Below are 20,690 nucleotides of genomic sequence, written 5' to 3'. Positions count from 1 at the left end.
GAAAACGCACAGCGGCTGCGTAAAAACTAACATTCTTTTAACGAAAGCTAACAACTAGAGTGTCCGACAATAAAAACAAAAAGCGAGGTCAGGGAATGCAGACTTCCCTCGATGAATACGACTACATCGTGGTCGGCGCCGGCCCTGCCGGGTGTTTGCTGGCCAATCGGCTGTCAGCTGATGCGCAGCAGCGCGTGCTGCTGCTCGAAGCCGGCGGGCGCGACAACTATGCGTGGATTCACATTCCTGTCGGTTACCTGTTCTGCATCGGTAACCCGCGCACCGACTGGTGCTTCAAGACTGAAGAACAACCGGGCCTCAACGGCCGCGCGCTGAGTTATCCGCGCGGTAAAGTGTTGGGCGGCTGTTCTTCCATCAACGGCATGATCTACATGCGCGGCCAGGCCAACGACTACGACGGCTGGGCGGCCGAGGGCAATCCGGGCTGGGCGTGGAACGATGTGCTGCCGCTGTTCAAACAAAGCGAAAACCACTTTGCCGGGGATGCTGAATTTCACGGCGCCAAAGGTGAATGGCGGGTTGAACAGCAGCGGCTGTCGTGGCCGATTCTGGATGCCTTTCGCAGTGCTGCCGAACAGAGCGGCATCGCCAGCATCGATGACTTCAATCAGGGCGACAACGAAGGTTGCGGCTACTTCCAGGTCAATCAGAAATCCGGTGTGCGCTGGAACGCGGCGAAGGCTTTTTTGAAACCGGTGCGTGACCGGGCGAATCTGACGGTGCTGACCGGGGTTGAGGTGGATCGGGTTCTGCTCGAAGACGGTCGCGCCTCGAAAGTCAGTGCACGGCATGAAGGTCAGAGCAAACAGTTCAAGGCGCGCAAAGAAATCATCTTGTGTGCCGGTGCTGTCGGCTCGCCGGGTATTTTGCAGCGCTCCGGGATTGGTCCTCGGCCGTTGCTCGAACGCTTGGGCATCGGCGTGATTCATGAGTTGCCAGGCGTCGGCGGCAACCTGCAGGATCACCTGCAATTGCGCCTGATCTACCAACTGGAAAATGCGCGCACGCTGAACCAGATCGCCGGCAGCGTGTGGGGCAAGATGGGCATGGGCCTGCGTTATCTGTATGACCGTAGCGGGCCGCTGTCGATGGCGCCGAGTCAGTTGGGCGCGTTTGCGCGTTCGGGGCCGGAGCAGACCTCGGCGAATCTTGAGTACCACGTGCAGCCATTGTCGCTGGAGCGTTTTGGCGAACCGTTGCACAGCTTCCCTGCCTTCACCGCCTCAGTTTGCGATCTGCGTCCGCAGAGTCGTGGGCGGATCGACATTCGTTCGGCGGATCCACAGGAAGCGCCGCTGATTCAGCCCAACTATCTCAGTCATCCCGAGGATCTGCGCATCGCGGCGGATGCGATTCGCCTGACCCGCCGCATCGTCAGCGCCCCTGCCCTGCGCGCGTTCAAACCGGTGGAATACCTGCCCGGCGCCAGTCTGCAAAGTGAAGAACAATTGCAGGAAGCGGCGGCGAAGATCGGCACGACGATTTTCCACCCGGTCGGTACTTGCCGCATGGGCAATGACGGTGACGCAGTGGTCGATGCACAGCTGCGCGTCCACGGCGTGCCCGGTTTGCGCATCGCCGACGCGTCGATCATGCCGCGCATCACCTCGGGCAACACCTGTTCGCCTACGCTGATGATTGCGGAAAAGGCTGCTCAACTGATCCTCACCCCCAACACCAGGAGCAGCACCCCGAAATTGGAGCTGGCCCAAACCCTGTAGGAGCTGCCGAAGGCTGCGATCTTTTGACTTTGCACTTTCCACATCAAAAGCAAGATCAAAAGATCGCAGCCTGCGGCAGCTCCTACAAGGGACCGCGTTTAATCCAAGGCATCACCCGGACACGCAACACCAGTGGAACAACAAAAACAATCACTGTGAGGGATACCGATATGTCAGAACACGTTCAGCCGCTGGACGCCGTGCGCAGCGCCGAGACCAGCCCGGATACACGCAAAGTCATCTTCGCTTCATCACTGGGGACGGTGTTCGAGTGGTATGACTTCTTCCTCTACGGCGCCCTCGCGGCAGTGATCAGCAAGCAGTTTTTCGCCGGGGTCAACGACACTACGGCGTTCATCTTTGCGCTGATGGCTTTCGCCGCAGGCTTTATCGTGCGGCCGTTCGGGGCGCTGGTGTTCGGTCGGTTGGGGGACATGATCGGGCGCAAATATACCTTTCTCGCGACGATCATTCTGATGGGCGTGGCGACGTTCTGCGTCGGTCTGCTGCCAACCTACGCCAGCATCGGCATCGCCGCGCCGATTATTCTGGTGGTGCTGCGCATGCTTCAGGGCTTGGCGCTCGGCGGCGAGTACGGCGGCGCGGCAACTTACGTCGCCGAGCACGCGCCAATCGGCAAACGCGGTTTCCACACCAGCTGGATTCAGTCGACCGCGACCCTCGGCCTGCTGCTATCGCTGCTGGTGGTGCTCGGCTGCCGTTACTTCACCGGCGACCAGTTTGAAGTCTGGGGCTGGCGCATTCCGTTCCTGCTGTCGATCGTGCTGCTGGGCATTTCCACCTGGATTCGCCTGAGCCTGCACGAGTCGCCGGCGTACCTGAAAATGAAAGAGGAAGGCAAAACCTCGAAGGCGCCGATCCGCGAATCCTTCGGTAAATGGGAGAACCTCAAAGTCGTGTTGATCGCCCTGTTCAGCATCAACGCCGGGCAAGCGGTGACCTTCTATGCGGCGCAGTTCTACGTGCTGTTCTTCCTCACCCAATTCCTGAAAATGGACCCGGCGGTGGCCAACACCTTGCTGATTATCAGCGTGGTCATCGGCGCGCCGTTCTTCATCTTTTTCGGCTGGCTGTCGGACAAGGTCGGACGTAAACCGGTGCTGATGCTCGGCTTGCTGCTGGCCACGGCGCTGTACTTCCCGATCTTCAAATCCCTCGCGCATTACGCAAACCCGGCGATCGATCAGGCCAGCCGTCAGGCGCCAATCACCGTGCTGGCGGATCCGGCGACCTGCACCTTCCAGTTCGACCCAGTGGGCAAAGCCAAATTCGACAGCCCGTGCGACAAGGTCAAAACCTTCCTGGTCAAGCAGGGCCTGCCCTACTCCAGCGCCGCCGCCCCGGCGGGCAGCGCCGTGCAGGTGAGCGTCGGTGACGTCAAACTCGATGGCTTCGATGAAGCCGCCCTGCGCGGCGCGATCACTCTGGCCGGCTACCCGCAACAGGCCGATCTGCAGCAGATCAACAAACCGATGATCGTCGCCCTGATCGTGGCGCTGATCATCATCTCGGCCATGTGCTACGGCCCGCTGGCAGCGCTGATGGTCGAACTGTTCCCGACGCGCATTCGCTACACCTCGATGTCGCTGCCTTACCACATCGGCAACGGCTGGTTTGGCGGGTTCCTGCCGACGGTGTCGTTTGCGCTGGTGGTGTACACCGGGGACATCTTTTATGGGCTGTGGTATCCGGTGCTGATTACCGGGGTGAGCCTGGTGGTGGGGATGATCTGTTTGCGTGAGACGAAGAATATCGATCTCGACAAGAACTGAAACTCAACCAGACAAATATCGGCGAGGGCTTTTACCCTCGCCGTTTTTTTTGCTCAGGCATCAGCCTTGATCACCTCGAACTTCACCTGATCCGGATAAAACGCCACGTAGTCGCGGATCGGCGCCACTGACACTTTCGGATTTTCGTAAGTCCACACCGCGTTCGCGCCCTCATGCCCCGGCACTTGCAGACTGAAGTAGTTAGCGTCGCCCTTATACGGGCAATAACTGGTGTGGTCGGTGCGGGCAAAGTACTTTTCGTCGATGTCTTCGCGAGGGACGTAATAGACCGGCGGGTAGTTGGCTTCGTTGAGGATCAATACGTGAGAGGACGCGGCGACTTGGATGCCGTGGAATTTCACTATCAGGCAGCCGGGAAGTTGTTCGAGCGCAATGACGGGACTGGGGCCGGAGCTTTTCATGGGGTTCTCCTGAATACGGCGAAGAGACCGGTTCAGGTATAGCGCATTGGTTCTGGTCGGGTTGGGTTTACAGCCGAACGGCCCATCAACTTCAAAAGCCCCTCACCCCAGCCCTCTCCCGGAGGGAGAGGGAGCCTACGGTGGTGTCTTTCGTTCTACATCGACCTGAACGTGCGGTGTCGATTATGGATTCGGCATCGCGCTATCAGGTCGATGTATTTCTCCAGCATCCCCCAATCAGTCCCCTCTACCTCTGGGAGAGGGTTAGGGTGAGGGCCGCTCTTCAGGCATCACGCAACAATATCAGTCGCCACCGCCTGCCCCACCACGCCCACAGCAAAATCCACCGCCCCCTGCCCCGTCAGGTCAACCATCAAACTGGTCTGATTGGTCTGCGCGAAGTAGGTCAGAATCGCATCACCCGCATGCCCGGTGAAGCCGCTGACGAAGTTCAGCGACGCCCCGCCCGTGGCGAACCCGGCAATCCCGGACAGATCAATTTTGTCCAGACCGCTGGTGAAATCCATGATCCAGTCCGGCGCGGTCATGGTCGAATCACTGGCCGCACCGAACACAAAAGTGTCTGCACCGGCACCACCCCACAAGGTATCGCCACCGCCACCACCGTAAATGATGTCATTACCGGCACCGCCGAACAGATCGTTGGCAGCGGCGTTGCCAATCAACAGGTCATTGCCCGAACCGCCGATGGCGTTTTCCACGGTCACGCCATGCGCGATGGACACGTTACCGACCAGACCGCCAACATCGGAGAACGAGCCTTCATTGAGGTTGATCTTCTGGTTCTGGCTAAAGCCGGAGAAGTCCAGCGTGTCATTACCGCCGCCATCCCACACCGAGAACACCACTTTGGAGGACGCCGAAGAGGCGCTGTAGAAATCGCGTTCGGCGTTGGAGTTGAAACCATAGGTGGTGTCATCGGCGCGGGTCGCGTAGTTGGCGCCATACAGTTTCTGCACCGCGACGATATCGTCGAGCAATGGCGCCGAAGCGTACGCGCCGCTGCCGTCCTTGCTGAAGTTCTGGTCGGTGTTGGCTTCGCTCCAGTAGCTCATCAGGCTGTAGCCACGGGTGTCTTCGGCGTATTTGGCGTCGTTATAGGTCGGGTTGCCATTACCGGCGTTGTACGCGCCCGGGTGCGACAGGCCGAGGGTGTGGCCGATTTCGTGGGTCAGGGTCTGACGCCCGTAGTTGTTGGTGTCCGGGGTTTTGTTGACCTGATATTGATCGTTGATCAGATACCACGACTGGCCGTCATAGCTGCCGCCGCTCGGCAGATAAGCGAACGCTGCGCCGCCGGTGCTGACGTCGTAGTTGCCGAAGGTCATGTGACCATCGCCGCCCTTGCCTTCACTGAACGTGACATTGGCGACATCGGCCCAGGATTGCATGGCCAGCACGGCCTGGGCTTTTTGCTGGGCGCTGAACTCGCTGAAGTTGCCCAGTTTGACGTTGTAGTTCGCCGGCTTTTCGGTCAGGAATGTGTAACTGAGATCGATCTTGCCGTCAGCGTTCTTGTCGCCCCAGGACAGGTTTTTGCGCAGGATTTCATCCGCAGCCTGTTCAGCGGTGAACGACGGTTTGCCGTTGACCAGCCCGACGCCACGGTCATACAGGTGGCTGAACGTATTGATTTCGTCGAAGGCACTGCTGGTTTTCGATTTGGCTTGAGCCATGATGGACTTCCTTGTTTCTGAGTAGTCAGTGTCGACAGACCACGGCGATCTTCTGGCGAGATCGTCCTGTCACTCGCGTGTTTTGAATCGGCGAAAAACCTGACACACGCGCCAACCGGGCGCTAATCAATTTCTCGATAGCCCTGCCCGCGTCCCTGTATTGCCCGTCACCTGCTGCAATGCTTTTTATCTGTATATCCATACAGATAAAAGTTGCCCCTGACGCCAAGTCCGGCCATTCTGTGCACCTGTTCAGACCTTGATCGACGATGGTGGTTATGCGGCTGTACCTCTGTGAAAAACCCTCCCAGGCCAAAGACATTGCGGCCGTGCTCGGCGCCAAGCGTCGGGGCGACGGTTGCTGGCTGGGAACGGACGTCACGGTGACCTGGTGCATCGGCCACTTGCTCGAAACCGCGCCGCCGGACGCCTACGACGCCCGTTACAAGCGCTGGGTGCTGGCCGATCTGCCGATCATCCCGGACAAGTGGAAAATGACCGTCAAACCGCGCACGGCCAGCCAGTACAAAGCGGTCAAACGCCTGCTGGGAGAAGCCAGCGAACTGATCATCGCCACCGACGCCGACCGTGAGGGCGAGATGATCGCCCGGGAACTGGTCGAGCACTGCCGTTATCGCGGGCCGATCCGCCGTTTGTGGCTGTCGGCGCTGGACGAAGCCTCGATCCGCAAAGCCCTGGCCGCGCTGAAACCGGGGGCCGAAACCTTCAGCCTGTATCACTCGGCTCTGGGCCGCTCGCGGGCGGACTGGCTGATCGGCATGAACATGAGCCGGCTGTTCACACTGCTCGGTCGACAATCGGGCTATCAAGGCGTGTTGCCGGTCGGCCGGGTGCAGACGCCGACCTTGCGGCTGGTGGTCGATCGTGATCGCAGCATTGCCGATTTCGTGCCGGTGCCGTTCTGGGCGATCGATGTCGATCTGCTGCACAACGGCATGCCGTTTACCGCGCAGTGGCGGGCGCCGTCGGATGTCTGTGACGATCAGGATCGCTGCCTCAATCAGGCGCTGGCCCAGCAGGCAGCGGCTGCGATCAACGGCGCTGCCAGTGCCCGGGCGGTCAAGCTGAAAACCGAGCGCATGCGTGAAGTGGCGCCCCTGCCCTTCGATCTCGGCACCTTGCAGGAAGTCTGCTCGAAGAAACTCGGCCTCGGCGCGCAGGAAACCCTCGACATCGCCCAGGCACTCTACGAAACCTACAAAGTCATCACCTACCCGCGTAGTGATTGCGGTTATCTGCCGCTGAGCCAGCACAGTGAGGCTCCGGGGATTCTCGCGGCGTTGCGTCAGGCCGATCCGGGCCTTGAGGCGCTCAACGGGTTTCTCGAGCCGCAACGCAAATCCCGCGCGTGGAACGACGCCAAGGTCAGCGCTCACCACGGCATCATCCCCACCGCCGCAGCGAAGAACCTGGAACGCCTGAGCGGCAAACACCGTGCGGTCTACACGCTGATCCGCGCGCGCTATCTGGCGCAGTTCCTGCCCAATCATGAATACGATCGCACCCAGGCCGATTTCGATTGCGCCGGTGAAGCGTTGCGCGCGGTCGGCAAGCAGATCATTGAACCGGGCTGGAAACGCGCATTGCCCGAGGCTCTGGCGCCGGCCAAGGGCCGCGAAGCACCCGCGCCGCAAACCTTGCCGGCGCTGAGCCAGGGGGTCGAATGCGCCATCGCCGCAGTGAAGCTCAAGGATCTGTGGACGCAACCGCCCAAACCCTACACCGAGGGCGATCTGATCAAGGCGATGAAGAACGTCGCCAAACTGGTGGAAGATCCGCTGCTCAAACAGAAACTCAAGGACACCACCGGGATCGGCACCGAAGCCACCCGCGCCTCGATCATTCAGGGCTTGATTGACCGTGGTTATCTGGTGAAAAACGGCAAGGCACTCGCCGCCACACCGGCGGCGTTCAGCCTGATCGACGCGGTACCACGGGCGATTGCCGACCCCGGCACCACAGCGATCTGGGAGCAGGCGCTGGACATGGTGCAGAGCGGCGAAATGAGTCTTGAAGAGTTCGTCACCAAACAAGCGGCGTGGATGAGCAAGCAAGTAACGCGCTGCTCCAGCCTCAGCCTGACCATCAGCGGCCCGCCGCCGGCCGGCAAAGCCGCGGCCCCGTGGAAGAAGAAACGCAAATCATCGACCCGCAGCAAAACCACAGGCACAACCAAACGCACGCCGAAACCAGCTGCCAAATAAAACCCGCTACTGTTTCTGCAAGGCTCACCACTTTCAGGAACCCGGCGCATGGCCAATATCGAACTGCACCCAGCCCGGCGCGATGAGCTGGAGATCATCGAAAACCTCATGCAGTTCTACATGTACGACTTCAGCGAATGGCTGCCGCTGAAGCTCGCTCAGCATGGTTTCTTCTCCATCCGGCCGAAAACCGACTACTGGCGCCATCCGGCCACTCGACCGTTCCTGATCCAGGTCGATGGCGAACTCGCCGGTTTCGTAACCGTCGATAACGAAATCCATATCCCCGGCGCCGAACACAACATCGGCTACTTCTTCATTGCGCGACGCTTTCGTGGCCAAGGCGTCGCGCAGTTTGTCGTCTCTGCCCTCTTGAGCCAGATCCCCGGTCAATGGCAGATTTTCCATATCGACGCCAACCTGCCGGCCCAGCGCTTCTGGGCCAGGCTGATCCCTGCATTAACCGCCGGCGATTTCACCCGCCTGCAGCGCGAAGTAGACGGTTACCCATGCACCTTCTACGTGCTGCGCACGCCTTTTTCCGTTGCCTGAACGGATTCTTTCTCATTCCAAAACAGCTTTGTCCGACAATATGTAGTGCTCAAAAATAATCACTACAAAACCGTTGACGGCGTCGTTTTGCTTTTGCATGATGAAGACGTTCCCCGATCGGGAACATGAGTAACACGCTTGAGCAAACTCGTCTGACCGCCGAGTTGTTTTTTCCGGATACACGCTGCCCACAAGGCAGATTGAAGAAGCTGACCTGGCCTGAACGTCCAGTACAAGGACGAGAAGCGCTGGCGAAAATTCTCAAGACGCTTGTGGTCGACACGGTAAATGTCGTCAAGGAGCCTCCCGGTTTTCGCTGCTTCTCCTCGTTGTGACGCTATTGCGTAGCAGTTATTCAACACGACTACATGCAACAGATGCACGACCCCGTACTTTCCACGGGCGAGCGCTGACGTCCTGGTTTCGGTGCCAGGGATCAACTAACCGATGGGCTACCTGTATTAGCGAATCAACTTTGAAAGATCACCAGACTGGTCAAGGGGCAATATCATGAATCTGAACAATCAACCTACTATCGAAGAACTGGCTCGTATGTTCGCTGCGCAGAAAGACAGCCACGACAGCCATATTCTCTGGATCAGCAAGTCGGGTCAGGTGCATATCGACTGCCTGGCGACCCATGCTGACGAAGACGAGTTCGACCGCAACCATCAGAACCTGCTGGCCCGCCTGAAGATGTACCGCCGCGGCCACGGTTATGTTGGCAAGAAAGCCGCGGCCGACAAGGACTTCATCGGTAATGTCCTGCAAACGCTGAAACAGGCGTGGGGTTCGATGCAGAACAACAATGAAGTTCGGGTGATTGATCGGTTCTGCTGAGTTAGTCATTACATAATTGAAAGGCCTGCTTCCTTAACGGAAGCAGGCCTTTTTTTGTTCGCTTGCATTGATTTGGTGTGACTGGAGTTGTAGCCCCTCACCCCAGCCCTCTCCCGAGGGAGAGGGAGCCGATTTGCGGCGCGCTCAAAATTTTAGTTCGACTCAAAACTTTCAGGTCGGCGTAAATCGCACAAACACCTCGGTCAGTCCCTTCTCCCTCTGGGCGGTCCGACGTTTCGGGAGGGTTAGGGTGAGGGGCTTCCCATGTCCAACACCAACTCCACAAACGCCACCGCCGCCGCGCTGTGATAATTATTGCGCCGCCGCAACAACGCCGCCCCACGCTGCGGCGCCTCGCTCTCCACGCGCAACCGGCGCAACGCCCGATCCTCCGTCGCAATCGCCTGCGGCAACATCGTCGCCAGCGGCGAATGACGCACCACTTCCAGCAACGTACTCACCGAATTCACCTCGATCCGTACTTGCGGCGCAATCCCGTGCTGCCGGAAATACTCGTCCACCGATAACCGCGTAATGAAGTCAGGCGCCAACAAGGCAAAGTCCAGCGAAGCAATATCCCCCGGCGTCAGTAACGAGCGGTTGTCATACAGCGGATGCTCACGCCCGACCATGATCCCCAGCGTTTCGGTAAACGCCGGAATGCACTCGATATCAGCACTGCGCACCGGCGTAAACGCAATCGCAATATCCAGCGAGTCATCCGCCAGCCCCGCCTCGATGTCGTCCATCGACAACTCGAAAATCTGCAAATGAATCCCCGGATAGCGCGCGGCAAAGTCGCGCACCAACGGCCCGACCAGATACGCCATGAACGTTGGCGTCATCGCCAGACGCAATGTCCCGCGAGACAAATCCTTCACGTCATGCAGTGCGCGCTTCCCCGCCTCCAGCTCCACTAGCACCCGCCGCGCACATTCGATGTAGGCCACGCCGGCATCCGTCGGTTTGACCGTACGCGAAGTGCGATCAAACAGGTTCACCCCGAGGGTTTCCTCCAGTTGGCGAATCTGCTGCGACAAGGTTGGCTGTGAAACATGCAATGCCTCGGCAGCACGGGTGAAGCCGCCGTGATCGGCAACGGCCAGCAGGTAACGCAAATGTCGCAGCAGCATGGGAAGCACCATCTATAGGCTGGGCTTATGCCAAGCATTGTATATCGGTCTTGGACGCTATGGATGAATCGGCAGAAGATCAATCCCACACAGCAAGCCAACCCCTGAAAGGAGTGACACCATGCAACAGTCCCACGCCTACAACGACACCAGCCTGGCCCTGACCACTCGCGTTCTCGACGCCAAGGCTCGCAAAGATCTGTCGTGGCAGGACCTCGCCGACGGCACTGGCCTGAGCCTGGCATACGTCACCGCCGCCCTGCTCGGCCAGCACCCGCTGCCGGAAAACGCCGCCCAAGTGGTCGGTGACAAGCTTGAGCTGAGCGCTGAAGACGTCGCTGCAATGCAGATCATCCCGCTGCGTGGCAGCCTCAGCGGCGTGCCGACCGACCCGACCATCTACCGCTTCCACGAGATGATCCAGATCTACGGCACCACCCTCAAAGCGCTGGTTCACGAACAGTTCGGCGACGGCATCATCAGCGCGATCAACTTCAAACTCGACATCAAGAAAGTCGAAGACCCGGAAGGCGGCTCCCGCGCTGTGGTCACCCTCGACGGCAAGTTCCTGCCCCTGCGTCCGTTCTGATTCGCACCGGCCCGCACCCTGCGTGCGGGCCAACCCACCTCAAATGGCTACCCGTCACCAAACACATCTGGAGGCTGCCCCATGCAAAAAATTCTGTTGATTCTGGCCCTGCTCGGCGGCTTTTGCGCCCAGGCATCTGCCGCTGACGAGGCCGTCGCCTACCGCTACGGCATGCCACTGGATATCGCCCAAGTGCTGAGCATTACCCCGGTTGCCGATGTGTGTGGCGTGGTGCCGGTGGAGATGACGTATCTGGACAGCCACGGCGGCAAACACATTCTTCAATACAGCGAATTCGGCAGCGGTTGCTCGAACTGAGAGGACAACACCATGAAAAACCTGATTGATGGCTTCCTGAAATTCCAGAACGAAGCGTTTCCGCAACGCACCGAACTGTTCAAACAGCTGGCGACCACGCAACAACCCGGCACCTTGTTCATCACCTGTTCCGACAGCCGCGTCGTACCGGAACTGCTGACCCAACAAGAGCCCGGCGAGCTGTTCGTGATCCGCAACGCCGGCAATATCGTGCCGTCCTACAGTCCGCATCCGGGCGGGGTTTCGGCGACGGTGGAATACGCGGTGGCGGTGCTCGGGGTGACTGACATTGTGATCTGCGGACATTCGGACTGCGGCGCCATGACCGCGATCGCCCAGTGTAAATGCATGGATCACCTGCCCGCCGTCAGTGGCTGGCTGCAGCATGCCGAGTCGGCGAAAGTGGTTAACGAGGCGCGGCCGCACGCCAATGACGCGGCGAAGTTGAGCTCGATGGTGCGCGAGAACGTGATCGCGCAACTGGCGAATATTCAGACCCACCCGAGCGTGCGTCTGGCCCAGGAGAAAGGCCTGCTGAACCTGCATGGCTGGGTGTATGACATCGAGACCGGCTCGATCGATGCGCTGTCTTCGGACCGCCGCACGTTTGTGCCGCTGGCCGAGCAACCGGCGACTTGCGCGATCCATGCACAAACCACCCACGCGGCCTGAGCAACTGATCGTTCCCACGCTCTGCGTGGGAATGCCTCCGGGGACGCTCTGCGTCCAGTGACGCGGAGCGTCACGGGCTGCGTTCCCACGCAGGAGCATGGGAACGATCACAGACCACGAGATCAGCGTTTTACTGTGAGATCGATCTGGGTCATGCGGCTACGCACAGTGAACACACCATCCCCCGAAAGAATCGCACTGCGCGCAAACAAGCGCCCACTCTCCCAGTTCGAAAGCCCCAACTCTGGCTTGTTGAGCGCATACTGCCCGTCGACCCAACGGGTGATGCCGTTGCCCACAAACGGCGCATTCACCGCGTTGTAGAAACGCTCTTGTACGGCAGCATCCTCACTGATCAACGACACGGTAAATTGCGGGCTGTAGCGGTTGAACAGCGCAATCGCCTGATCCAGATCGTCGACAATCATCAGGCTGACTTCCGGAGTTTCTTCCCATTCCCACTCGCGGCCCAACGCCGATTCCGCCAAAGGTTCAGCCAACGCTTCGGTCTGGTAACCCTCGGCGCGATAAACCTCGACCGTCGCGTTCTGCCACTCACTCGGCAGATAACTTTCGCAGCCTTCGACGATGTGCAATTTGCAGCCCTGGCCTCGTGCCGTACCGGCCTGTTGCAGCGCATCGAGAAACAGCGGCACCAGTTCCGCCGCGCGATCACGCTGGATCAGGCAGACGTTCAACGTATTGCAGACCTTGCGGTCCAGCGAGTTGCGCACCACGGCGGCAAAGCGTTTGGCATCGGCAGCACGATCGGCGATCAACCACGCGCCACCCGTACCGTGCAGGCTGACAGCGGTGCCAGCCTGCTGAGCAATACTGCCCAACTGACTGACTGCACGACCCGAACCGCGCGCCACCGCCAGCGACAGACGTCGGTCAGCGAACATCGCCCAACCGGCGGCATGATTGACACTTTCCACCAACGACACCGCCCCGGCCGGCAGACCAGCCTCGGCCAGCGCCGGGTTCAAGGCGTGCGTGACGATGGCTTGCGCGGTGCCCAAGGCATCGCTGCCAATGCGCAACACGGCGGTGTTGCCGGTGCGCAAGACACCGGCGGCGTCGGCGAACACGTTCGGCCGACCTTCGAAGACAAACGCGACGATGCCCAGCGGCGAGACCACTTGCTCGACCTTCCAGCCTTCGTGCTCGACGCTGCTGATGACTTTGCCACGCGTTGCCGTCGCATCACGCCAGGCACGCAGGCCGGCGATCATGTCGCCGCGCATGCGCTCATCGGCGAGCAGTCGGGTGGTGGAACGACCGCGCGACTTGGCTCTTTCGATGTCGGCAAGGTTGGCGGTTTCGATGTGCGCCCAGCAATCCGGGGTTTCCAGACGCTGCGCAAACAGGTCGAAAAACTGGCTGATCGCCTCATCGGACACCGTTGACAACGCAGTGAATGCCGCTGCCGCACGCTCGATCGCCACGGACGCCGCTTGCTGATCCACCACGGGAATCAACAGCAACTCGCCGCTGACCTGCTCGACCAGCAGGTGGTCACCGGGCTGAAACCGCGCGGCCAGTTCGGGGCTGACCACGGTGACGCGGTTACCAGCGAAAGGGATCGGCGTGCCAGCGACTAGACGTTCGAGCGCAAGAGACATGAAGCGGATTCACCATGCAGGGAGCGGCCGGAAAATGTATAGGAACACAATCCTCCAAAGCAACCGCTAACCCTGTGGGAGTGAGCTTGCTCGCGAAAGCGGTGGATCTGATACATCAATGTTGGCTGACCTGACGCCTTCGCGAGCAGGCTCGCTCCCACAGGGTTTTGCGGTGTTTGGCGGATCGGGTCAGAACACCGACCAGCCAATCCGCGAACTGAGCATCTCCAGCGCCGCCATCCCTGCCAGTGAATTCCCCGCCGCATTCAACTCCGGCGACCACACGCACACCGTGAACTGCCCCGGCACCACCGCAACAATCCCGCCGCCAACACCACTCTTGCCCGGCAAGCCAACGCGGTAAGCGAAGTTGCCCGCCTCGTCATACAGCCCGCTGGTGGCCATGATCGAGTTGACCTGCTGGGTTTGCCGGCGCGTCAGGATCTGTTCGCCGCTGTGTTTGCAAAAACCATCGTTGGCCAGAAAGCAGAACGCCCGCGCCAGATCGATACAGTTCATGCGCAATGCGCAGTGGCTGAAGTAACTGCGCAGCACCGCTTCGACATCGTTGTGAAAGTTGCCGAACGACTGCATCAGATACGCCATCGCCGCGTTGCGCGCGCGGTGCTGGTATTCCGAGTCGGCGACTTTGCCGTCGATCATGATCTGCGGGTTGCCCGACAGGCGCCGGACGAAATCGCGCATCGACAGGGTCGGTGCGGCGAAGCGCGACTGGTTGATATCGCAGATCACCAGCGCGCCGGCATTGATGAACGGATTGCGTGGCCGACCGCGCTCGAATTCCAGCTGCACCAGCGAGTTGAACGGCTGGCCGGACGGCTCATGACCGAGGCGGTCCCAAATCGCCTCACCGGAATGATCGATGGCCTGCACCAGGCTGAACACCTTGGAAATACTCTGCACCGAGAACGGCGTCTCGGCGTCACCGGCGCAGTACATCTCGCCGTCGTTGCCGTACACGGCGATGCCCAACTGATTGGCCGCCACGGTGCCGAGGGCAGGAATATAGTCGGCGACCTTGCCCTGCCCGATCAGCGGGCGGACAGCGTCAAGAATCTCGTTCAACAGCGCTTGCATGCCGGGTTCCGAAGTCTCGCCCCGTGGGATTGCGGGGACACTGGGGCTAGACGCTGCGCCCGCCCGTCGAATCACACCGGCCGCCATCGCGCAGAATGTTCTAGGCTGAACCGGACATTCAGAAACCGGAGAGCACCATGCACCTCGAAGGCTCCTGCCATTGCGGCGAGGTCACATTCAGCCTCACCAGCGCCCACCCCTACCCTTATCAACGCTGCTATTGCTCGATCTGCCGCAAGACTCAGGGCGGCGGCGGTTATGCGATCAATCTCGGCGGCGACGCGACCAGCCTCAAGGTGCGCGGGCGCAAACATATCAGCATCTACCACGCGAAGATGAAAGACGAGGGCGACAAACGCGCCCATCGCAGCACGGCCGAACGACATTTCTGTTCACTGTGCGGCAGCGGCCTATGGCTGTTCAGCCCGGAGTGGCCAGAGCTGATCCACCCGTTCGCCTCGGCCATTGACACACCGTTGCCGGTGCCGCCGGAGCACACGCATTTGATGCTCGGCTCGAAAGCACCGTGGGTGGAAGTCGAGGCCAAAACCAAAGACAAACAGTTCGACGTCTACCCTGAAGAATCCATCGCCCAATGGCATGAACGCCTCGGTTTGACCCGATAGATCCACAGCAAACACAAATCACTGTGGGAGCGAGTCTGCTCGCGAAGGCGTCCTGTCAGCCAACATTGATTTTTCTGAACCAGCGCTTTCGCGAGCAGGCTCGCTCCCACAGGTTTTGCATCTTTCTTGATTCCGCGCAGTTCCCTTTTCCCGCACTCGTTCGGTTAACCCCTCAGAAGCACTTCAACTACCGATCGATTCGATGCAAAGGGATCTCCATGTCGCACGTCCGTTTCCGTTTTGCCCTGTGCCCATTGGCACTGGCCCTGCTGAGCATTTCTGCCAACGCTGCTGAAAAAACCGAGCAGACCTTGCAACTGGGCGCCACCAATATTTCCGCCCAGGGCCTCGGCGCCACCACCGAAGACACCCGTTCTTACACCACCGGCGCCATGTCTTCGGCTACTGGTCTGCCGTTGTCGATCCGCGAAACCCCGCAGTCGGTGACGGTCATCACTCGCCAGCAAATGGACGATCGCGGCGTGCAAAGTGTCGGTGATGCGCTGCGCAATACCCCCGGCATTTCCATGCAGAAGTACGACAGCGACCGTACCGAGTTTTCCGCCCGTGGCCTGGCAATCACCAACTTCCAGTACGACGGCGTCAACATTCCCTACGATGGCGTGTACGGCGAGAACCCGAACAATGGCGACGACGCCGCGAGCATCGACCGCATTGAAATCATCAAGGGCGCGACCGGCCTGATGACCGGCTCGGGCGATCCATCGGCCACGGTCAATCTGATCCGCAAGAAACCAACCAAAGAATTCAAAGCGTCGATCAGCGGCACCGTCGGCTCATGGGATGCTTACCGCACCGTCGGTGATATTTCCGGTTCGCTGACTGAGTCGGGCAACGTGCGCGGACGCTTCGTCGGCGCCTATTCGGATCAGAACTCTTATCTGGATCACTACAGCCAGCGCAAAGACTTGTTCTACGGCATCCTCGAAGCAGACCTCAGCGACGACACCCTGCTGACCTTCGGCGTGGACAAATCCAGCACCACACCACGCGGTTCATCGTGGACCGGTAACCCGGTGTATTTCGCCGATGGCGGGCGGACCGATTTTGGTCGCCACTTCAACTCCGCCGCTGACTGGAGCCGACGCGATTTCGACAACATCACTTATTTCGCCTCGCTGGAGCAGGCGCTGGCCGATGACTGGAAGTTCAAGGTCAGCCTCGATCAGAAAACCACCGATCACGACACGCGCCTGGCCTCGGCCAGCGGTGGCAACCCGAACCGCGCCACGGGTGAAGGCATGTTCATGTATTGGGGTCGCTGGGAAGGTCATCGGGTGCAGAACACCGCTGATGTCAACGTCTCCGGCCCGTTCACCCTGGGCGGTCGCGAGCATGAGCTGATCGCCGGCGTCATGACCGCGCACTCACGCCAGACTGGTGCGACCTACGACGGCAGTGCGTTTTCCGAAGTGCCGGGGAGCATTTACGACTGGGACGGCAACCTGCCAAAACAAGACTTCCCGAAAAACGGCAAGTACGAGCGCACCCAAAGCCAGAACGGTATTTATCTGGCCACGCGCCTGCGCCCGACCGACGATCTCTCGGTGATTCTCGGCAGCCGTTTGAGCACCTTCAAATACAACGAAGACTACCGCTACAACCCCGGGGCCGGCCTCGACGACACCCAGACCAGTTACAAGGAACACGGCGTGGTCACGCCTTACGCCGGGGTGATCTATGACCTCGATGACACCTACTCGTTGTACGCCAGCTACACCAGTATTTATCAGCCGCAGACCTACAAAGACGCCAACGGCTCCACCCTCGCCCCTGTCGAGGGCGACAGCTACGAAACCGGTTTGAAAGCGGCGTATTTTGACGGTCGCCTCAACGCCAGCCTGGCGTTTTTCCGCATTGAGCAGGACGGCGTTGCCGAGTCGATCGGCACCAACGCGGTGACCAACGAAGGCATCTACAAAGCCATCGATGGCGCCACCACCAAAGGCGTGGAACTGGAACTGGCCGGTGAGCTGGCCGAAGGCTGGAACATTTCCGCTGGCTACACCTACGCGCGCACCCGTGATGCCGATGAGCAGCGCATGTACGGCTATCCGTTGTCGACCACCAAGCCCGAGCATATGGTGCGCACCTTCACCACTTACCGTTTGCCCGGCGTGCTGGACAAGGTCACCGTCGGTGGCGGCGTGAGCTGGCAGAGCGCGTTCTACGGCAAGATCTACAGCGCCCCGGCCGGTGATTACACGCGGATCAAACAGGGCGGCTACACCCTCGTCGACCTGATGAGCCGCTATCAGTACAACGAGCACCTGAGCTTCACGGTCAACGCCAACAACGTGTTCGACAAGCGCTACCTGACCGGGCTGGGCAACTTCGACACGACGTTCTACGGCGAACCGCGCAATTTGATGCTGACGACCAAGTGGGATTTCTGATCACCAGTTGAAATAGCAGTGCCATGGACGGCCCCATCGCTGGCAAGCCAGCTCCCACAGTGATCTGTGGCGTTCACAAATCCAGTGTGGGAGCGAGCTTGCTCGCGAAGAGGCCGGCGCAGGCAACGGCGTTCAATCCAGATGCGCCCAGGTCATCCGGAACGAAGCCCCGCCCCAAGGCGAATCACCCACTTCAACCTGCCCGCCATGGGACTGTGACACCCGGCGCACCAACGCCAAACCCAAACCAAACCCGCCCGTACGCCGATCCCGACTGGCATCCAGTCGCGAAAACGGCTCAAAAATCTTCTCCCGCCCGTCCACCGGCACGCCCGGCCCATCGTCGTTGACCCGCACTTGGTAATAATCGCCCGTGCGTTCCAGCGTCACCTCCACCCGCTGCTCGGCATAGCGAATCGCGTTGCGCAGCAGATTGATCACCGCCCGCGCCATGAATCGCGGCTCGATGCGCACCGTGTCGAGCCGGCAATCACCGATCAACAACTGCACCCCCGCCGCTTCAGCCTCCAGCGCCACGCTGCCGACCACACTGTCGAGCCAATTGGCCGCCTGGATGTTTTCCCGTTTGATCACCGTCGCGCCGCGCTCAAGGCTGGCATAGGTCAGCAATTCGGAAACCATTTCCTCCAGCTCGCCGAGGTCGGCATACATATCGGCAATCAGCTCACGGTTCTGGCTGGCATCCGGTTGCTGCTTGAGTTGGTCGAGTTCAAACGACAGCCGCGCAATCGGCGTGCGCAGTTCGTGGGAGACGGCGTTGGTCAGTTCGCGCTGATTGGCGATCAGGCCCTCGATGCGCGCCGCCATCAGGTTGAAGTGCTCAGCCAGATCGCGGATGTTCGAGCGCTTGGACAATTGAATGCGCACCGACAGATCGTTATCGCCGAAACGCTCGGCGGCCAGGCGCAGTTTCTCCAGATCGCGCCAATGCGGACGCACCCAGAAAAACAGCACGAAACCGATCATCACGGCAATCATCAGGTAGGCACCGGCGATGTAGAACGGCATCAGGCTCGGCTCGGCCGGCAAGCGGATGCTGAGCAGTTGCGACCCCTCGTCAATCGCGGAAATGTATTGGGTGTACTGGTCACGAATCACCAGCAGCCCTCGGGCCAGTTCGGCTTTTTCCTTGTCGCTCAAAGCCAGTTCATGAGCATCGACCAGCGTCAGCCCCAAGCCGTAATGCGGGCGAATCGTTTCCAGCTGGTTTTCCCGGGCCGGGCCGTCGAGGTCACGCAACTGCTGAGCCAACGTCCACGCTTGCCCTCGCACAGCCTCGCGGTTGTAGTCCTGCATCTGATAGTCGAGCAAGGCATCGAAGGTGCGCTCGACCGTCTGCAGCGCCAGCACCAGACCAATCGTCATGACCAGAAACAGCCCGAGAAATAACCGCAGCATCTACAGCTCCCACGCGAACGGATTGAACAGATACCCCTTGCCCCACACAGTCTTGATACACATCGGCTCGCGGGGATTGTCCTTGAGCTTGTTGCGCAACTTGCTGATGTACACGTCGACGCTGCGATTGAGCCCGTCGAAGGCAATCCCGCGCATGCGATTGAGGATGTCATCACGCGACAGCACCTTGCCGGCCGCGCTGGCCAGCAACCACAGCAACTCGAACTCCATAGTGGTCATTTCGATGCTCTCTCCAGCCAGTCGCACTTCCCGACAACTGCGGTCGACGCTCAACTGACCGAACTGCATAAAACTGACGACGTTGCTTTCCGGGACCTGTCGTCGTTGCAACGCCCGCAGCCGGGCCAGCAGCACCGGCGGCTTGATCGGTTTGATCACGTAGTCATCGGCGCCCGACTCCAGACCGAGAATGTGGTCGAGATCATCTTCCTTGGCCGTCAGGATCACGATCGGCGTGTCCGACACGCTGCGGATCTCCCGGCACACATGCAGACCGCTCTGCCCCGGCAACATCAGGTCGAGCACGACGACTTTCGGCTTGAATTCCAGAAAGGCAGCCACAGCCAGATCCCCGCGATGTACCGCGCGCACTTCGTAGCCGTGTTGTTCGAGAAAGTGGGCGATCAACGCCGCCAGACGCTCATCGTCTTCCACCAGCAGGACTTTGCCAAAACCCAGGTTATCCATAACGCCCGTCTGCCGCCCATGTGTGAAGTGGTCGGCATTATGGCGACTTTCGTGGCACAGGCGTTTGTTTCAGGCAGCAAAAACCGGCCACTGGGGCCGGTTTTCGGTGATGTTTCATACTCTTAAGAGTTTTTAACAATCTGGGGCAGGCACGCCGCTGTGGAAGCGGAACTCTTCATCCGGCGACTCGATCAGTTCCTGCTCGGCGGCGCGGACCTTGTCGATGACCTGAGCGATATCCTTCGCATCGCCGTACTGATAGGCCAGCTTCAGATAACCCTGAAAATGCCGCGCCTCGCTTTTCAGCAGGCCAAAGTAGAACTTGCCGAGTTCTTCGTCCAGGTGTGGCACCAATGCTTCGAAGCGCTCGCAACTGCGCGCTTCGATAAACGCGCCGACCACCAGCGTATCCACCAGTTTCACCGGCTCGTGGCTGCGCACCACCTTGCGCAAGCCTGAGGCATAACGACCGGCGTGGAGCTGGCGCAGTTCGATCTTGCGCCGTTTCATGATGCGCATGACCTGCTCGTGGTGCACCAGTTCTTCCCGGGCCAGGCGCGACATCATGTTGATCAGGTCGACGTGGGAATGGTACTTGGCAATCAGACTCAGGGCGGTACTGGCGGCCTTGAACTCGCAGTTCTTGTGGTCGATCAGCAGGGTTTCCTGATCGGCCAGTGCGGCCTGGACCCAGGCGTCTGGCGTGCGGCAGCCAAGGAATTCGTGGATTTCGGGAAGGATCATGAGGCTCACGGTAAAAGGTGTTCGAGCGAAGGGCGCCGATTATACCGGCCTGTCCGCAGACCACCAGCCG

General features: G+C 59.9%; 19 protein-coding genes. 11 read left to right on the top strand and 8 right to left on the bottom strand.

Features of this window, described 5'->3' with window-relative positions; translation table 11 throughout:
- Window positions 1-95 precede the first annotated feature (95 nt).
- Window positions 96-1,742, top strand: coding sequence for a GMC family oxidoreductase (locus ACZZ0G_RS23510; RefSeq protein WP_463557713.1), 1,647 nt, complete (start codon window positions 96-98; stop codon window positions 1,740-1,742).
- A gap of 170 nt (window positions 1,743-1,912) precedes the next feature.
- The gene (locus ACZZ0G_RS23505) at window positions 1,913-3,535 is read left to right on the top strand and encodes an MFS transporter (protein WP_095047447.1); all 1,623 of its coding nucleotides are present in this window, start codon (window positions 1,913-1,915) and stop codon (window positions 3,533-3,535) included.
- Between the two features lie 53 nt (window positions 3,536-3,588).
- Here ACZZ0G_RS23505 and ACZZ0G_RS23500 read toward each other — a convergent pair whose 3' ends face one another.
- Window positions 3,589-3,957: a DUF427 domain-containing protein gene (locus ACZZ0G_RS23500; protein ID WP_463557712.1), complete on the bottom strand. Its 369-nt coding sequence runs from the start codon at window positions 3,955-3,957 to the stop codon at window positions 3,589-3,591.
- A 290-nt stretch (window positions 3,958-4,247) separates the two neighbouring features.
- Complete coding sequence (locus ACZZ0G_RS23495) at window positions 4,248-5,654, bottom strand: serralysin family metalloprotease (RefSeq protein WP_463557711.1); 1,407 nt, start codon at window positions 5,652-5,654, stop codon at window positions 4,248-4,250.
- 278 nt (window positions 5,655-5,932) lie between these two features.
- Between ACZZ0G_RS23495 and ACZZ0G_RS23490 the strand changes: the two genes are divergently transcribed.
- The 4 genes from ACZZ0G_RS23490 (at window position 5,933) to ACZZ0G_RS23475 (ending at window position 9,271) form a co-directional block, all read left to right on the top strand.
- On the top strand, window positions 5,933-7,879 hold the full coding sequence (locus tag ACZZ0G_RS23490) for a DNA topoisomerase III (RefSeq protein WP_463557710.1): 1,947 nt from the start codon (window positions 5,933-5,935) through the stop codon (window positions 7,877-7,879).
- 48 nt (window positions 7,880-7,927) lie between these two features.
- Window positions 7,928-8,431, top strand: coding sequence for a GNAT family N-acetyltransferase (locus ACZZ0G_RS23485; protein ID WP_463557709.1), 504 nt, complete (start codon window positions 7,928-7,930; stop codon window positions 8,429-8,431).
- A gap of 125 nt (window positions 8,432-8,556) precedes the next feature.
- Window positions 8,557-8,766, top strand: coding sequence for a hypothetical protein (locus ACZZ0G_RS23480; protein WP_463396762.1), 210 nt, complete (start codon window positions 8,557-8,559; stop codon window positions 8,764-8,766).
- A 175-nt stretch (window positions 8,767-8,941) separates the two neighbouring features.
- Window positions 8,942-9,271 carry a hypothetical protein gene (locus ACZZ0G_RS23475; protein ID WP_160057327.1) on the top strand — a complete coding sequence of 110 codons (330 nt, stop codon included), beginning with the start codon at window positions 8,942-8,944 and terminating at the stop codon, window positions 9,269-9,271.
- A 245-nt stretch (window positions 9,272-9,516) separates the two neighbouring features.
- On the opposite strand, the gene cynR is transcribed toward ACZZ0G_RS23475, so the two are convergent.
- Complete coding sequence (gene cynR, locus ACZZ0G_RS23470) at window positions 9,517-10,404, bottom strand: transcriptional regulator CynR (RefSeq protein ID WP_463557708.1); 888 nt, start codon at window positions 10,402-10,404, stop codon at window positions 9,517-9,519.
- A gap of 121 nt (window positions 10,405-10,525) precedes the next feature.
- Between cynR and cynS the strand changes: the two genes are divergently transcribed.
- The 3 genes from cynS (at window position 10,526) to ACZZ0G_RS23455 (ending at window position 11,983) form a co-directional block, all read left to right on the top strand.
- The gene (cynS, locus tag ACZZ0G_RS23465; protein WP_016982959.1) at window positions 10,526-10,993 is read left to right on the top strand and encodes a cyanase; all 468 of its coding nucleotides are present in this window, start codon (window positions 10,526-10,528) and stop codon (window positions 10,991-10,993) included.
- 81 nt (window positions 10,994-11,074) lie between these two features.
- Window positions 11,075-11,311: a DUF2790 domain-containing protein gene (locus ACZZ0G_RS23460; protein WP_463557707.1), complete on the top strand. Its 237-nt coding sequence runs from the start codon at window positions 11,075-11,077 to the stop codon at window positions 11,309-11,311.
- A gap of 12 nt (window positions 11,312-11,323) precedes the next feature.
- A complete protein-coding gene (locus ACZZ0G_RS23455; RefSeq protein WP_463557706.1) occupies window positions 11,324-11,983 on the top strand; it encodes a carbonic anhydrase in 660 nt (219 codons plus the stop codon).
- Between the two features lie 122 nt (window positions 11,984-12,105).
- Here ACZZ0G_RS23455 and ACZZ0G_RS23450 read toward each other — a convergent pair whose 3' ends face one another.
- Window positions 12,106-13,608, bottom strand: coding sequence for an aldehyde dehydrogenase family protein (locus tag ACZZ0G_RS23450; protein ID WP_463557705.1), 1,503 nt, complete (start codon window positions 13,606-13,608; stop codon window positions 12,106-12,108).
- Window positions 13,609-13,797: 189 nt separating this feature from the next.
- Entirely contained in the window at window positions 13,798-14,706 is a 909-nt protein-coding gene (gene glsB, locus ACZZ0G_RS23445) for a glutaminase B (protein ID WP_463557704.1), read from the bottom strand.
- A 137-nt stretch (window positions 14,707-14,843) separates the two neighbouring features.
- Here glsB and ACZZ0G_RS23440 point away from each other — a divergent pair, with 137 nt between their 5' ends.
- The gene (locus ACZZ0G_RS23440; RefSeq protein ID WP_463557703.1) at window positions 14,844-15,332 is read left to right on the top strand and encodes a GFA family protein; all 489 of its coding nucleotides are present in this window, start codon (window positions 14,844-14,846) and stop codon (window positions 15,330-15,332) included.
- Between the two features lie 218 nt (window positions 15,333-15,550).
- A complete protein-coding gene (locus ACZZ0G_RS23435; protein WP_463557702.1) occupies window positions 15,551-17,749 on the top strand; it encodes a TonB-dependent siderophore receptor in 2,199 nt (732 codons plus the stop codon).
- Window positions 17,750-17,881: 132 nt separating this feature from the next.
- Here ACZZ0G_RS23435 and ACZZ0G_RS23430 read toward each other — a convergent pair whose 3' ends face one another.
- The 3 genes from ACZZ0G_RS23430 to ACZZ0G_RS23420 form a co-directional block, all read right to left on the bottom strand.
- Window positions 17,882-19,168, bottom strand: coding sequence for an ATP-binding protein (locus tag ACZZ0G_RS23430; RefSeq protein WP_463557701.1), 1,287 nt, complete (start codon window positions 19,166-19,168; stop codon window positions 17,882-17,884).
- A complete protein-coding gene (locus ACZZ0G_RS23425; RefSeq protein ID WP_463396772.1) occupies window positions 19,169-19,876 on the bottom strand; it encodes a response regulator in 708 nt (235 codons plus the stop codon).
- Window positions 19,877-20,008: 132 nt separating this feature from the next.
- Window positions 20,009-20,620 (bottom strand): MiaE family protein, encoded by a 612-nt coding sequence (locus tag ACZZ0G_RS23420; RefSeq protein ID WP_463557700.1) that lies wholly within the window; start codon window positions 20,618-20,620, stop codon window positions 20,009-20,011.
- Window positions 20,621-20,690 lie beyond the last annotated feature (70 nt).

It is taken from the genome of Pseudomonas sp. AC169, from assembly GCF_979258515.1.
The sequence above is the reverse complement of the archived record's forward strand: the minus strand, read 5'-3'. Positions and strand labels throughout refer to the sequence as shown.

Bases quoted from the DNA above. Each gene is read 5' to 3' on its own strand.
- ACZZ0G_RS23510 (WP_463557713.1), top strand. From the start codon at position 96: ATGCAGACTTCCCTCGATGAATACGACTACATCGTGGTCGGCGCCGGC.
- ACZZ0G_RS23505 (WP_095047447.1), top strand. From the start codon at position 1,913: ATGTCAGAACACGTTCAGCCGCTGGACGCCGTGCGCAGCGCCGAGACC.
- ACZZ0G_RS23500 (WP_463557712.1), bottom strand. From the start codon at position 3,957: ATGAAAAGCTCCGGCCCCAGTCCCGTCATTGCGCTCGAACAACTTCCC.
- ACZZ0G_RS23495 (WP_463557711.1), bottom strand. From the start codon at position 5,654: ATGGCTCAAGCCAAATCGAAAACCAGCAGTGCCTTCGACGAAATCAAT.
- ACZZ0G_RS23490 (WP_463557710.1), top strand. From the start codon at position 5,933: ATGCGGCTGTACCTCTGTGAAAAACCCTCCCAGGCCAAAGACATTGCG.
- ACZZ0G_RS23485 (WP_463557709.1), top strand. From the start codon at position 7,928: ATGGCCAATATCGAACTGCACCCAGCCCGGCGCGATGAGCTGGAGATC.
- ACZZ0G_RS23480 (WP_463396762.1), top strand. From the start codon at position 8,557: ATGAGTAACACGCTTGAGCAAACTCGTCTGACCGCCGAGTTGTTTTTT.
- ACZZ0G_RS23475 (WP_160057327.1), top strand. From the start codon at position 8,942: ATGAATCTGAACAATCAACCTACTATCGAAGAACTGGCTCGTATGTTC.
- cynR (WP_463557708.1), bottom strand. From the start codon at position 10,404: ATGCTGCTGCGACATTTGCGTTACCTGCTGGCCGTTGCCGATCACGGC.
- cynS (WP_016982959.1), top strand. From the start codon at position 10,526: ATGCAACAGTCCCACGCCTACAACGACACCAGCCTGGCCCTGACCACT.
- ACZZ0G_RS23460 (WP_463557707.1), top strand. From the start codon at position 11,075: ATGCAAAAAATTCTGTTGATTCTGGCCCTGCTCGGCGGCTTTTGCGCC.
- ACZZ0G_RS23455 (WP_463557706.1), top strand. From the start codon at position 11,324: ATGAAAAACCTGATTGATGGCTTCCTGAAATTCCAGAACGAAGCGTTT.
- ACZZ0G_RS23450 (WP_463557705.1), bottom strand. From the start codon at position 13,608: ATGTCTCTTGCGCTCGAACGTCTAGTCGCTGGCACGCCGATCCCTTTC.
- glsB (WP_463557704.1), bottom strand. From the start codon at position 14,706: ATGCAAGCGCTGTTGAACGAGATTCTTGACGCTGTCCGCCCGCTGATC.
- ACZZ0G_RS23440 (WP_463557703.1), top strand. From the start codon at position 14,844: ATGCACCTCGAAGGCTCCTGCCATTGCGGCGAGGTCACATTCAGCCTC.
- ACZZ0G_RS23435 (WP_463557702.1), top strand. From the start codon at position 15,551: ATGTCGCACGTCCGTTTCCGTTTTGCCCTGTGCCCATTGGCACTGGCC.
- ACZZ0G_RS23430 (WP_463557701.1), bottom strand. From the start codon at position 19,168: ATGCTGCGGTTATTTCTCGGGCTGTTTCTGGTCATGACGATTGGTCTG.
- ACZZ0G_RS23425 (WP_463396772.1), bottom strand. From the start codon at position 19,876: ATGGATAACCTGGGTTTTGGCAAAGTCCTGCTGGTGGAAGACGATGAG.
- ACZZ0G_RS23420 (WP_463557700.1), bottom strand. From the start codon at position 20,620: ATGATCCTTCCCGAAATCCACGAATTCCTTGGCTGCCGCACGCCAGAC.